The following is a 12,167-nucleotide window of genomic DNA, read 5'->3' as shown; positions in this document are numbered from 1 at the left end:
AGCATTTTCACAAGCGGCGAACGCGCCTCGAGAACGCCTGAGTATGGACGGCAAAAGTCGCCGGACGAGTATCGACCGGCGACCAGACAGGCTTACACCTGCATGATTTCCTTTTCCTTGACGGCGAGCAGCTTATCGATCTCGGTGATCGTGTCGTCCGTCATCTTCTGAACCTTGTCGGAAAGCGCGCGGCTTTCATCCTGCCCGATATCGCCATCCTTCTCGGCCTTCTTGAGGCTTTCCATACCGTCACGGCGAACATGGCGAATGGCAACCTTGGCCTTCTCGGCGTAATCGTGAGCCACCTTCACCAAAGAACGGCGGCGCTCCTCGTTCAGTTCCGGCAGCGGAATACGCAGCGTCTGGCCATCCATGATCGGGTTCAGGCCGAGATGCGATTCGCGGATAGCGCGATCGACAGCGTTCACCATCGAACGGTCCCAGATCGAGACGGACAGCATGCGCGGCTCGGGCACGGTGATGTTCGCCACCTGGTTCAACGGCACGCGCGAACCGTAGGCTTCGACCGAGATGGGATCGAGAATATTGGCGGAAGCACGCCCGGTGCGCAGCGAGGCAATGTCGCCCGTAAACGCGTTGATGGCACCGTCCATGCGGCGCTTCAGTTCCTTCAGATCAGTTGCATCGCTCATGATTGAACTCCCGTCATATGTATCGCGTGGCGGTATGGTGTTCCGCCGTCAATTGTCCGTAACGATCGTCTTGCGGCCGCCGCCAGTGAGAATCTCCGGGAAACCGTTCTTCTCGTGGATCGAGAAAACGATGATCGGAATGGAGTTTTCCCGCGCCAGCGCTACGGCGGCAACATCCATCACCGCAAGGCCCTTTTCCAGCACTTCGGAATGGGTAAGCTGGTCGAAACGCGTCGCATCCGGCACCTTCTTGGGGTCAGCCGAATAGATGCCATCCACCTGCGTGCCCTTGAAGATCGCTTCGGCGCCCATTTCGGCGGCACGAAGCGCTGCGGCGGAATCGGTCGTGAAGAACGGATTGCCCGTACCGCCGGCAAAGATCACCACGCGGCCGAGCGAGAGATGATAGAGCGTCGCGCGCTGCGAGAAGCTTTCGCAGATCTCCGGCATGGCAATGGCCGAGAGGACCACCGTCTCGATGTTGAGCTTGCGCAGCGAGGTTGCCAGTGCCAGCGCGTTGATGACGGTGGCGAGCATGCCCATATGGTCGCCGGTCACGCGATCGCCACCCTTGGAGGCGACAGCCACGCCACGGAAGATGTTACCGCCGCCGACGACGACACCCACTTCGACACCCATGGCGCGCGCTGCGGCGATATCGCCAGCGATCCGGTCTGCCACGGCAACATCGATGCCAAAGCCCTGACTACCCATGAGAGCTTCGCCGGAGGCCTTGAGAAGAACACGCTTGTAAATGGGCTTTGCGGTCATATCGGAATCCTCTCGTGCAGTTTGAAAGCCGGATACACGAAGGGCACCGCGTTGTCACGCGATGCCCCGGATTTTTCAACGGTCCTGCGACCGAAAGACTTAGGCCTTGCCGGCTGCGGCAGCCACTTCGGCTGCGAAGTCGGTTTCTTCCTTCTCGACGCCTTCGCCGAGGAGAAGACGGGCAATAGCCGTCACTTCGATAGCAGCGCCGGCTTCCTTTTCGGCAGCCTTGACGGCTTCGGCAACGGTCAGGTCCGGGTTCACGACGAAGGCCTGCGACAGCAGGGCGACTTCTTCGTAGAACTTGCGCATACGGCCTTCGACCATCTTTTCGATGATGTTGTCCGGCTTGCCGGAAGCGCGCGACTGTTCGATGAACACGGCGCGCTCACGCTCGGCAACGGCCTGATCGACCTCTTCCGGGCGAACGGCGAGCGGCGCGGTCGCAGCAACGTGCATCGCGATCTGGCGGCCGATGGAGGACAGGACAGCCTTGTCGCCGACAGACTTCAGGGCAACGAGAACGCCGAGCTTGCCGATGCCTTCGCCGGCAGCATTGTGGATGTAGGTTGCGACGACGCCGTGCTCGACTTCGAGAGCAGCGGAACGACGCAGCGTCATGTTCTCGCCGATCGTGGCAATCGCGTCCTTGATCGAGTCGGTGACCGACTTGCCGGTTGCCGGGTAGGTGGCGGCGCCAACGGCTTCAACTGAACCATCGGTGGACAGTGCGACCTGGGCAACGCCGCGGACGAGGTCCTGGAAGGCGTCGTTGCGGGCCACGAAGTCGGTTTCGGAGTTGATTTCGACCAGAACGGCCTTGTGGCCGAGCGTGGCGACGCCGATCAGGCCTTCGGCAGCCGTACGGCCCGACTTCTTGTCGGCCTTGGCGATGCCCTTGGCACGCAGCCAGTCGATGGCGGCTTCGATGTCGCCGTTGGTTTCGGCCAGCGCCTTCTTGCAGTCCATCATGCCTGCGCCGCTCTTTTCGCGCAGCTCCTTAACCAGTGCAGCAGTGATTTCTGCCATTGTCTTGCCTCTCGTGTTGTCGATCCAGCGCAGCGTCGGGCTTTGAAACAAGCGCCACGCCCTCAATCTGGGGAAGGGAATGTACCCTGAAATGTAACAGCGTGATGAATGGCTCATCACGCGATGCCGAAGCCACCTGCGCGGCACGGCGGGTACTTGAATGCGAAAGGCCGCCGGCACAGAAAAAGTGTCCGGCGGCCTGTCGAATAGGCGAACGGGGGATGCGGCCTATTCAGACCGCACCGGCCTCATTCTCAGGCGCCAGCTTCGCCTTCGAGCGCCGGCTCGATCGGAGCTTCCGAGGAAGCGCCGATGTCACGGCCCGAAGCGCCCTGCTGACGAGCGATACCGTCGATGGCAGCGCGGGCAATCAGATCGCTGTAAAGAGCGATGGCGCGCGATGCGTCGTCGTTGCCGGGGATCGGGAAATCGATCGGGTCCGGATCGCAGTTGGAGTCGATGATCGCAACGACCGGAATACCAAGACGCTTGGCTTCTTCGATCGCGATCTTTTCCTTGTTGGTGTCGATGATGAAGATCAGGTCCGGAACGCCGCCCATATCGCGGATACCGCCGAGAGCCTTGTCAAGCTTCTCGCGTTCGCGCTCGAGGTTCAGGCGCTCCTTCTTGGAGTAACCCTGAGCTTCGCCAGCCAGGATTTCATCGAGCTTGCGCAGGCGCTGGATCGAGTTGGAAATGGTCTTCCAGTTCGTCAGCATGCCGCCGAGCCAGCGCGAGTTGACGTAGTACTGGGCCGAACGCTTGGCAGCGTCAGCAATGATTTCCGAAGCCTGACGCTTCGTGCCGACGAACAGCACGCGGCCGCCACGGGCAACGGTGTCAGACACCTGCTGCAGGGCGCGCGACAGAAGCGGAACGCTCTGGGCCAGGTCGATGATGTGGATGTTGTTACGTTCGCCGAAGATGTACGGCTTCATCTTCGGGTTCCAGCGGTGCGTCTGGTGGCCGAAGTGAACGCCTGCTTCGAGAAGCTGGCGCAAGCTGAAATCGGGCAATGCCATGCCTTTGATCCTTTTCCGGTTGAACCCCCGCAAGGCAATCAGCACCGCGTTTGCGGCGCCACCGGCGGAACGGACCGGATTTCTCCCGGTTCATCCCAAACCCTGCGTGTGGAATGGTGGTGGCCATACAGGCCCAGCCCCGTGATTGCAAGGGGAAAAACAGGAAAAACGGGCCGAAAAGCGCTCTTTACGGCGCTTTCGCGGGCTCGCAGGTTTCTTCCGGCAGGAGTTCCAGCTTTGACAGCTTGCCGGACAGGGAAAAATCGCCGTAATCCATCACGAGATCGCGGCTGACGCCATTGTCATAGAGCTTGAAGGACAGACGATAGGCGGGTTCCGAATCGCCCCCTGCCCCTTCGTTGAAGTAGGATGCCGTCACCGGCCACCAGGGTTTGGCGGAAAGAACCGCTGCTGCCGTGCCGTCCGAATCGGCGCCGCTATCGGCATCGGTATTCGGCTTGCCGATGATCGTGGTCACCAGAAGGCTCTTGTCGCCATCTTCCGAGCCGTCGAACACGCGCGTATCGAACAACGTCTTGCCACCGAGCGCGTTGGCGATCACTTCCTGCATGTGCATGGTCGGGAACACGCTTTCCGGCAGTTCCACCCTTCTGGCGTTCTCACCATCAAGAGTCACGGAGACGCCACCGGGCTTGATCGTCGCCTCGCCCTTCACCTGCTTGTCCAGCGTCTCGTCGGTGAAGGACTGGTTGTCGAAACGGAAAACGCCGGTCTTGGCATCCTCGAACGAGGTCAGCCGCTGATCGCTCATGCGCACTTCATCGCCGGTATTGATGCGGGTCGCGAAACGGAAACGGGTCGTGTAGCCCTTGCAGGCCGCGCCGGTGAACTCATAGACCATGCGACCGTAAATGGCGTCGATTCCCGAGCGTTCCGACGCCTGCTTGAGTTCGAGATCATAGATGGCGCGATGCGCCTGAAGCGGCGGCACGGGTCCGTCCTGTGCCGTGGCGTCAGAAGCCGCCATCGCCATCATCGCCGCAGCGAGAAGTTTCCTGCGTGTCATCACCGTCTCCCGCCGGGTCGCTATTGCCGCTGCCCCTCGTCATAAATAGGTTATGGACGCAGACGACAACGAACTCTCCTGCGTGAATGCAGGATTCTTGTGGTCTTATCAACAAAAGCGGGAGAGTAAAACGTGAATACCATAGAAAGCCGGCTTGAAGAACTGGGGATTAGCCTGCCCGTGGCGGCGGCCCCGGCCGCCAACTACGTCTCCTATGTGCTGAGCGGCAATCTCCTTCATCTGTCCGGTCAGTTGCCGATGGAAAACGGCAAGCTCGCCGTGACCGGCCTTGTCGGCAAGGATGTCGACGTGCCAGGCGCCCGCCGCGCCGCCGAACTCTGCGCCATCAATCTTCTGGCCCAGGCGCAGGCAGCCCTTGGCGATCTCACCCGCATCAAACGCGTCGTGAAGATTCAGGGCTTCGTTGCGTCCACGCCCGAATTCACCGAACAGCACCTCGTCATCAACGGCGCATCCGATCTTCTCGTTGCGGTCCTTGGTGATGCCGGTCGTCACGCCCGCGCTGCCGTCGGCATGGCCGCACTGCCGCTCAATGCCGCCGTCGAGATCGACGCCATCATGGAAATCGCCTGATGTCTCGCATCGAATGGTTGACCGCCCAACCCATCGCCCATCGTGGCCTGCATGATATGAACCATACCGTCTGGGAAAACACCCTGGCCGCCTTCCAGCGCGCGGTCGAGGCCGGTTTCGCCATCGAATGCGACGTGCATATCGTCGCCGATGGCAGCATCGTCGTATTCCATGACGACACGCTGGACAGGCTTTGCGGCATTACCGGCGACGTGCGTGCCCGCACCGCCGCTGAACTCGGTCTTCTGACCATAGGCGGCACGGCCGAGCGGATACCGACCCTGAAGCAGCTTCTGAAGCTCGTTGATGGCAAGGTGCCGCTCGTCATCGAACTGAAGGGCCGCGAAGGCGACGATGACGGTTTCGCTGAAACCGTGCTGGACGACCTTGAGGGCTACAAGGGCCCCGTCGCGCTGATGAGCTTCGATCATTGGGTCCTCAGGGATCTGAAAATTGCCAGCGCGCCCTACCCGCTCGGCCTGACCGCCGAAGGTGACCAGCCGGAAGCGTTCTTCAGGCACGACGAGGCGATGCAGCTTGGTCTGGACTTCATCTCCTACCACTACGGTCACCTGCCGAATGCCTTCATCACCGCCCAGCGGCAGCAGGGTATTCCGGTCATTACCTGGACGGTGCGCGATGAGGCGGCGCGCGAACACACCTTCAGGTACGCCGACCAGATGACCTTCGAGGGCTTCGATCCTCGCCAGAGCCCGGCGCTCATCGCATGACGAGACTGCGGCTGGAGAAATCCTTCTCGACCATCACCCCGGAGAGCTGGAGCCGGCTTTCCGGAGCATCGCGCCACGCGCCCGGCCCCTATAATCCGTTCCTCAGCCATGCCTATCTTTCGGCCTTGGAGGAGTCCGGATCGGCGACGGCGCGGACGGGCTGGCTCGGCCAGCACCTTCTGCTGGAAGAGGACGACGGCACGCTGATCGGCGCTGTTCCCTGCTATCTGAAAAGCCACAGCCGCGGCGAATATGTCTTCGATCAAGGCTGGGCCGATGCGTTCGAACGGGCGGGCGGACGCTATTACCCCAAGCTTCAGGCCAGCGTTCCCTTTACGCCCGCAACGGGAGCTCGCCTGCTTTACGTTACGGAAGAAAAGGCATCGGCGACCCGCGCCGCGCTCGCCGCTGGCCTGCGCTCGGCCACCGAACAGCTCGACGTGTCGTCGGCCCATGTTACCTTCCTGCAGGAAAATGAACTGCCGTTCTTCCTGAAGGAAGGTTACCTGCATCGGCTGGATGTGCAGTTTCATTTCGAGAACCGCGGCTATGCCAGCCACGAAGAGTTTCTGGAAACGCTTGCCTCGCGCAAGCGCAAGGCGCTCCGCAAGGAACGACGTGCCGCGCTGGAAAACGGCATCACCATCGACTGGCTGACCGGCAGCGACCTCACCGAAGACATCTGGGATCAGTTCTTCGCCTTCTACATGGACACCGGGAGCCGCAAGTGGGGCAAGCCCTACCTCACCCGCGCGTTCTATTCCCTGATCGGCGAACGCATGGCCGACGACATTCTGCTGGTGATGGCGAAGCGCGCGGGACGGTATGTCGCCGGCGCCATCAATTTCATCGGCTCTGATGCGCTTTACGGTCGTCACTGGGGCTGCATCGAGGATCATCCCTACCTGCATTTCGAGGTCTGCTACCATCAAGCCATCGATTTTGCACTGGAGCGAAAGCTTGCCCGCGTCGAAGCCGGCGCCCAGGGTGAGCACAAGCTGGCGCGCGGCTATATGCCGAGCCTCACCCACTCCGCCCATTACATCGCCCATCCCGGCCTTCATCGGGCCGTGGCAGATTATCTGGAAGCCGAGCGCGCCGATGTGGAAGCGACTGGTGGTTATCTTGCAGAACACGGTCCCTTCCGCAAACCAAACGAGGCCGCCGAGATGGAGTGATCGCGTCTGCGGCGTCTTTTCGCGGAAAATCGGCATCACACGGTTTTCATGACGCGCCGCGATGCTCTAAACACTTGGGCATTGGATATAAGGAGATTCCCAGATGAGCACGGTCTATGATCCCGAAAACATTTTCGCGAAGATCCTGAAGGGCGACATTCCCTCTCACTCCGTCTATGAGGACGAGAATACCTATGCCTTCATGGATGTAATGCCGCAGGCGCCGGGCCACATTCTCGTCATTCCGAAAACGCCCTCGCGCAATATGCTCGATGCCGATCCGGCAACGCTCGCCACTCTCATCCCTGTGGTGCAGAAGATCGCCCGTGCGGCCAAGGAAGCCTTTGCGGCAGACGGCGTCTCCATCGCCCAGTTCAACGAAGCCGCCGCCGGACAGACCGTGTTCCACCTGCATTTCCACGTCATTCCGCGCGTTGAAGGTGCTGGCCTGAAGCCACATTCCGGCAAGATGGAAGATCCGGCTGTTCTGGCCGCCAATGCCCAGAAGATCCGCACGGTTCTGGCCGCCGAAGCTTGAAGGACCGGGACTAAAGCCAGTGCAGCGCGGCTGCAATGAGCCCGACTGAAACGCCGATGCCGAAGAAAATCCGCTGACCTGAGAGGATGTAAACGGCAAAGCCCGCCAACGCCGCGCCGGCCCGCATCCAGGCCGGCAGTTCGGCCAGCGTTCCCGTCGGGTTCAGAACGAGGCGGGCAATCACGGCCGCAACGAGTGCAGTCGCAACCGCCCTCACCCACACCATTGCCTCGGAATCCTCCCTGAGCCGGTTCCCGGCAAGAACGCCCAGCCAACGCCATACATCGGTTGCCAGAACGCCAGCCACGAGAACGAAGACATAGGACCAGAGATCACCGCTCATGATCGGGCCTCCTTGCGCTTGCGCCGCCAGCGATCCGCAAGATAGACAGCCGTGCCGCCGCCGATACCGGCATAGAAAATGTCGAGTTGCGGCGCAAAGGGCGTCACCGCCGGTCCGAGAACCAGCCCGGTAATGAAGGAGACGCGGGTCATCACATCGCGCGCCGAACCCCACATCGACAGCAGGAAATAGACCGGCGTCATGAAGGCCAGCACGGCTGAGAGAATGGGCGGAAATGCAGACAACAGGCCGTAGCCAAAAGCGACAATCACCGTGTTAATCGCCGTCAGCGGCACGGCAAAGCCGGTGAACCATGTGAGCCGGTATTCCCGCGGCACATCGCGCACATAGCGGAGCGCGAACACCCAGGAAGTGATGGCTACGAAATGCGAAATGAGCAGCAACTTCCACAGTGGCGTGCGCTCAGTTCGCATTTCCGGCACCAGCGCCGCCAGCATCGGCATGAAGCGAATCGACGAGAACGTCACCGCCAGAAAGGCCGCGACGATGTTCAGGCCGGTATGCATCGCTCCGGTCAGGATGATCTGCGCCGGCAGCGCCCAGATGCCCGCCGTCATCAGCACGGCATGGCCCCGCGTCAGACCGGATTCAAGCGCAAGCGCCGCAAAGCCGGCGCAGGACGCCATGAGGATAAGCGCTGGCAGAGAGGCGATACCTCTCGTGCCCTGCAGGAACCAGTAGAGTGCTGGCGATGACATCTGGCTTGGCATTGCGGCGGGTCTGATTTCACATGGACAAAAAAGCGCCGGGCCTCTCGGCCCGGCGCAGGATCATGAAGATCGGTCTTACTTCTTCGGTACCTTCGGCACAGCGCTCCGCCGCTTGGGCGGTTCGACGGCTTCGGCCACCTCAGCGACCGACGCATCGTCGTCACCGCTATCGTCTGAAGGCGCTTCCGCCTTGCCCTTGCGCGGCTTGCCCTTGGCACGGGCGTCGATTTCCTCCGCCTCGATAACTTCCGCTTCGGGCTTCGGCTTCACCGGAACCGTTTCCGGCAGGCATTCAAGGTGGAGAACCTCCTTGCCGTCGTCGCCAGTCACGGTCGTCACACGAACGACGCCACCCTTCTTGAGCTTGCCGAACAGGATCTCGTTGGCGAGCGGCTTCTTGATGTATTCCTGAATGACGCGGCCGAGCGGACGCGCACCCATCTTGTCATCATAGCCGCGCACCGAGAGCCAGGCGACCGCTTCCGGCGACAAGTCGAAAGTGACATTGCGCTCGGAAAGCTGCGTCTCAAGCTGCATGACGAATTTCTGCACCACGCGATGGATCGTTTCCGGCGCCAACGGCGCAAACGGAATGATCGCATCGAGACGGTTGCGGAATTCCGGCGTGAACAGGCGGTTGATCGCCTCTTCGTCCTCGCCGGTGCGCTTGGAGGAGCCGAAGCCGATAGCGGCCTTGGCCATTTCCGATGCGCCCGCATTGGTCGTCATGATCAGGATGACGTTACGGAAATCGACCTTCTTGCCGTTGTGATCGGTCAACTGGCCGTTATCCATCACCTGCAGCAGGATGTTGTAGATATCCGGATGCGCCTTCTCGATTTCATCGAGCAGCACCACGCAATGCGGATGCTGATCGACGCCATCGGTCAGCAAGCCGCCCTGGTCAAAGCCGACATAGCCGGGAGGTGCGCCGAGCAGGCGCGACACGGTGTGCCGTTCCATGTATTCCGACATGTCGAAGCGCAGCATCTGCACGCCCAGCGAAGCGGCAAGCTGCTTGGCAACTTCCGTCTTGCCAACGCCGGTTGGGCCGGAGAAGACGTAGGAGCCGATCGGCTTGTTCGGTTCGCGAAGACCGGCACGCGCCAGCTTGATCGCGGTGGAAAGCGCCTCGATGGCGGTATCCTGACCGTAAACGACCGTGCGCAGTTCCTTCTCCAGATTGGCGAGAACCATCTCGTCATCCTTGGAAACCGTCTTCGGCGGAATGCGCGCCATTGTCGCCACCGTGGCCTCGATCTCGCGTTCAGTGATCAACTTGCGACGCTTGGAGGCCGGAAGCAGCATCTGCGCCGCACCGGTCTCGTCGATCACGTCGATCGCCTTGTCCGGCAGCTTGCGATCCGAGATATAGCGGGCCGAAAGCTCGACGGCAGCCTTAATCGCCTCATTCGAGTATTTCAGGTGATGATAATCCTCGAAGTAAGGCTTGAGGCCCTTCATGATCTCGATGGCGTCATCGATGGACGGCTCGTTGACGTCGATCTTCTGGAAACGGCGTACCAGCGCCCGGTCCTTTTCGAAGAACTGGCGATATTCCTTGTAGGTGGTCGAGCCGATGCAGCGGATGGCGCCCGAAGAGAGCGCCGGCTTGAGCAGGTTCGACGCATCCATGGCGCCGCCCGACGTCGCACCCGCGCCGATTACGGTGTGGATTTCGTCGATGAACAGCACAGCACCGGGGAACTCTTCCAGTTCCTTGACGACCTGCTTCAGGCGCTCTTCGAAATCGCCACGGTAGCGCGTACCGGCCAGCAAAGTACCCATGTCGAGCGAGAAGATCGTATCGTTCTTCAGCGCATCCGGCACCTTGCCTTCAACGATCCGCTTGGCAAGACCTTCGGCAATCGCCGTCTTGCCGACGCCGGGATCACCCACATAAAGCGGGTTGTTCTTGGAACGGCGGCACAGCACCTGAATGGTGCGGTTCACCTCCTCATGGCGACCGATCAGCGGGTCGATCTTACCGATCTTGGCCTTCTCGTTGAGATTGACGCAATAGGCCTTGAGCGCCTCCTGCGGCTTCTTCTGACCGCTCTCGTCGTCGTGGCGAGGCTGCTTGTTTTCGGCTTCGCTTTCCTCGGCCCCCTTCGGCGCGCGGGTCTGGGAGGAACCGGGACGCTTGCCGATGCCGTGGGAGATGAAGTTGACGGCGTCGTAACGCGTCATTTCCTGCTCCTGCAGGAAATAGGCGGCGTGGCTCTCACGCTCGGCGAAGATGGCGACGAGGACATTCGCCCCGGTCACTTCCTCGCGGCCCGAAGACTGCACATGAATGACGGCGCGCTGGATGACGCGCTGGAAACCGGAGGTGGGTTTCGAGTCCTCATCATAGCCCGTCACGAGGTTGGAAAGCTCGCTGTCGACATATTCGGTGACGATCTTGCGAAGTTCGTCGAGATTGACGTTGCACGCGCCCATGACGGCGGCGGCATCAGCGTCATCGATCAACGCCAGCAGCAGGTGCTCCAGCGTTGCGTATTCGTGGTGGCGTTCATTGGCATAGGTCAGAGCCTGATGAAGCGCTTTTTCCAGACTGGGCGAGAAAGTTGGCACGTTCAGTTCCTCACTTCTTTTCCATGACACATTGCAGCGGATGCTGGTGCTGCCTTGCGAAGTCCATCACCTGGGAAACCTTCGTTTCGGCAACTTCGTATGTGTAGATTCCGCATTCGCCCACGCCGTGGTTATGCACATGAAGCATGATGCGGGTCGCTGCTTCACGATCCTTCTGGAAAAACCGTTCCAGAATGTGGATTACGAATTCCATCGGCGTGTAGTCGTCGTTCAGAAGAAGAACGCGATACAGATTGGGTTTCTTGGTTTTCGGCTTGGTGCGCGTGATAACCGACGTGCTACGACCAGGGCCGTTGCCGTCACCGTCTTTTTCATTCTGCATCACGACCGGCCTGGCGATCATTGTCATTTCAATCCTTGAGTGCCCCGCATGACACGGGTAAGCCCTGCAAATCTCCGCAGGAACGACTAATGTAATCAATCGTCCGCAGATTTTAAGCCCCCTTTAACCTCTGCGCCGCGATTTCGATCCGAGAGAGTATCTGCGCAAATCAGGCTTGCCTGTAGATTACGGGAGTTTTCCTGCGGGAACCAACAAAAAACCGGCCCTGAGCGCACCCAGGCCGGTTTCGATTTCCTGTGAAAAAGCAAATCCGGGAAACCACGTTCACCCGGACGCCCATCGATGGATCAAAGATCCTCGGCGAGGATTGCCATCGACAGATTGTAGGACAGGTCGCCATCCTCGTCGTCGCGGAAGATCACGCCGATGAATTCGTCACCGACATAAACCTCGGCCGAGTCGTCCTTGCGCGGACGGGCCTTGACGGTGATCTGCGGGTTCAGCGTGCGCTTCAGATAGGCGTCCAGTTTCTTGAGTTCATCGGGCTTCATCTTGGGTCTCCATGAGAAATCTAGCACCTTGCACGGCGATGGACGCCCGGCCGGCCACAGGACCGAAGCCGTATACCACCGCGCCCGTGCAAACGGAATCTTGTCGGGCAGTGCAAAT

General features: G+C 60.5%; 14 protein-coding genes. 4 read left to right on the top strand and 10 right to left on the bottom strand.

The annotated features are described in order from the left end of the window. Positions 1 to 92 precede the first annotated feature (92 nt). From frr to GGQ66_RS04150, 5 genes are all read right to left on the bottom strand, one after another. The gene (gene frr, locus GGQ66_RS04170; RefSeq protein ID WP_183789731.1) at positions 93 to 653 is read right to left on the bottom strand and encodes a ribosome recycling factor; all 561 of its coding nucleotides are present in this window, start codon (positions 651 to 653) and stop codon (positions 93 to 95) included. A 48-nt stretch (positions 654 to 701) separates the two neighbouring features. Beyond that, positions 702 to 1,424: a UMP kinase gene (gene pyrH, locus GGQ66_RS04165; RefSeq protein ID WP_183789729.1), complete on the bottom strand. Its 723-nt coding sequence runs from the start codon at positions 1,422 to 1,424 to the stop codon at positions 702 to 704. 99 nt (positions 1,425 to 1,523) lie between these two features. Further along, positions 1,524 to 2,453: a translation elongation factor Ts gene (gene tsf / locus GGQ66_RS04160; protein WP_183789727.1), complete on the bottom strand. Its 930-nt coding sequence runs from the start codon at positions 2,451 to 2,453 to the stop codon at positions 1,524 to 1,526. A 254-nt stretch (positions 2,454 to 2,707) separates the two neighbouring features. Then, positions 2,708 to 3,475, bottom strand: coding sequence for a 30S ribosomal protein S2 (gene rpsB, locus GGQ66_RS04155; RefSeq protein ID WP_183789725.1), 768 nt, complete (start codon positions 3,473 to 3,475; stop codon positions 2,708 to 2,710). Positions 3,476 to 3,662: 187 nt separating this feature from the next. Then, entirely contained in the window at positions 3,663 to 4,502 is an 840-nt protein-coding gene (locus GGQ66_RS04150; protein WP_183789723.1) for a cell envelope integrity EipB family protein, read from the bottom strand. Between the two features lie 132 nt (positions 4,503 to 4,634). Here GGQ66_RS04150 and GGQ66_RS04145 point away from each other — a divergent pair, with 132 nt between their 5' ends. The 4 genes from GGQ66_RS04145 to GGQ66_RS04130 all read left to right on the top strand — a co-directional run bounded on the left by GGQ66_RS04145 (position 4,635) and on the right by GGQ66_RS04130 (position 7,543). Beyond that, positions 4,635 to 5,096: a RidA family protein gene (locus GGQ66_RS04145; protein WP_183789721.1), complete on the top strand. Its 462-nt coding sequence runs from the start codon at positions 4,635 to 4,637 to the stop codon at positions 5,094 to 5,096. Then, complete coding sequence (locus GGQ66_RS04140) at positions 5,096 to 5,827, top strand: glycerophosphodiester phosphodiesterase (protein WP_370686285.1); 732 nt, start codon at positions 5,096 to 5,098, stop codon at positions 5,825 to 5,827. The genes GGQ66_RS04145 and GGQ66_RS04140 overlap by 1 nt, the downstream gene beginning before the upstream one ends. Further along, a complete protein-coding gene (locus tag GGQ66_RS04135) occupies positions 5,824 to 7,005 on the top strand; it encodes a GNAT family N-acetyltransferase (RefSeq protein ID WP_183789719.1) in 1,182 nt (393 codons plus the stop codon). Before GGQ66_RS04140 ends, GGQ66_RS04135 begins: the two co-directional genes overlap by 4 nt. A 103-nt stretch (positions 7,006 to 7,108) precedes the next feature. Further along, positions 7,109 to 7,543 carry an HIT family protein gene (locus tag GGQ66_RS04130; RefSeq protein ID WP_183789717.1) on the top strand — a complete coding sequence of 145 codons (435 nt, stop codon included), beginning with the start codon at positions 7,109 to 7,111 and terminating at the stop codon, positions 7,541 to 7,543. Between the two features lie 10 nt (positions 7,544 to 7,553). On the opposite strand, the gene GGQ66_RS04125 is transcribed toward GGQ66_RS04130, so the two are convergent. The 5 genes from GGQ66_RS04125 to GGQ66_RS04105 all read right to left on the bottom strand — a co-directional run bounded on the left by GGQ66_RS04125 (position 7,554) and on the right by GGQ66_RS04105 (position 12,049). Next, positions 7,554 to 7,886 (bottom strand): AzlD domain-containing protein, encoded by a 333-nt coding sequence (locus GGQ66_RS04125; protein WP_183789715.1) that lies wholly within the window; start codon positions 7,884 to 7,886, stop codon positions 7,554 to 7,556. Next, the gene (locus tag GGQ66_RS04120) at positions 7,883 to 8,605 is read right to left on the bottom strand and encodes an AzlC family ABC transporter permease (RefSeq protein ID WP_237358788.1); all 723 of its coding nucleotides are present in this window, start codon (positions 8,603 to 8,605) and stop codon (positions 7,883 to 7,885) included. Before GGQ66_RS04120 ends, GGQ66_RS04125 begins: the two co-directional genes overlap by 4 nt. A gap of 87 nt (positions 8,606 to 8,692) precedes the next feature. Then, positions 8,693 to 11,194 (bottom strand): ATP-dependent Clp protease ATP-binding subunit ClpA, encoded by a 2,502-nt coding sequence (clpA, locus tag GGQ66_RS04115; protein ID WP_183789711.1) that lies wholly within the window; start codon positions 11,192 to 11,194, stop codon positions 8,693 to 8,695. 10 nt (positions 11,195 to 11,204) lie between these two features. Further along, entirely contained in the window at positions 11,205 to 11,558 is a 354-nt protein-coding gene (gene clpS / locus GGQ66_RS04110; protein WP_183789709.1) for an ATP-dependent Clp protease adapter ClpS, read from the bottom strand. A 287-nt stretch (positions 11,559 to 11,845) separates the two neighbouring features. After that, a complete protein-coding gene (locus GGQ66_RS04105) occupies positions 11,846 to 12,049 on the bottom strand; it encodes a DUF3126 family protein (RefSeq protein ID WP_183789707.1) in 204 nt (67 codons plus the stop codon). Between the last annotated feature and the right edge of the window lie 118 nt (positions 12,050 to 12,167).

The sequence above is a fragment of the Allorhizobium borbori genome, assembly GCF_014196535.1.
GTDB lineage: Bacteria > Pseudomonadota > Alphaproteobacteria > Rhizobiales > Rhizobiaceae > Ectorhizobium > Ectorhizobium borbori.
The sequence above is the reverse complement of the archived record's forward strand: the minus strand, read 5'-3'. Positions and strand labels throughout refer to the sequence as shown.

Coding starts and splice junctions, on each gene's coding strand:
- frr (WP_183789731.1), bottom strand. CDS start 653: ATGAGCGATGCAACTGATCTGAAGGAACTGAAGCGCCGCATGGACGGT.
- pyrH (WP_183789729.1), bottom strand. CDS start 1,424: ATGACCGCAAAGCCCATTTACAAGCGTGTTCTTCTCAAGGCCTCCGGC.
- tsf (WP_183789727.1), bottom strand. CDS start 2,453: ATGGCAGAAATCACTGCTGCACTGGTTAAGGAGCTGCGCGAAAAGAGC.
- rpsB (WP_183789725.1), bottom strand. CDS start 3,475: ATGGCATTGCCCGATTTCAGCTTGCGCCAGCTTCTCGAAGCAGGCGTT.
- GGQ66_RS04150 (WP_183789723.1), bottom strand. CDS start 4,502: ATGACACGCAGGAAACTTCTCGCTGCGGCGATGATGGCGATGGCGGCT.
- GGQ66_RS04140 (WP_370686285.1), top strand. CDS start 5,096: ATGTCTCGCATCGAATGGTTGACCGCCCAACCCATCGCCCATCGTGGC.
- GGQ66_RS04135 (WP_183789719.1), top strand. CDS start 5,824: ATGACGAGACTGCGGCTGGAGAAATCCTTCTCGACCATCACCCCGGAG.
- GGQ66_RS04130 (WP_183789717.1), top strand. CDS start 7,109: ATGAGCACGGTCTATGATCCCGAAAACATTTTCGCGAAGATCCTGAAG.
- GGQ66_RS04125 (WP_183789715.1), bottom strand. CDS start 7,886: ATGAGCGGTGATCTCTGGTCCTATGTCTTCGTTCTCGTGGCTGGCGTT.
- GGQ66_RS04120 (WP_237358788.1), bottom strand. CDS start 8,605: ATGTCATCGCCAGCACTCTACTGGTTCCTGCAGGGCACGAGAGGTATC.
- clpS (WP_183789709.1), bottom strand. CDS start 11,558: ATGATCGCCAGGCCGGTCGTGATGCAGAATGAAAAAGACGGTGACGGC.
- GGQ66_RS04105 (WP_183789707.1), bottom strand. CDS start 12,049: ATGAAGCCCGATGAACTCAAGAAACTGGACGCCTATCTGAAGCGCACG.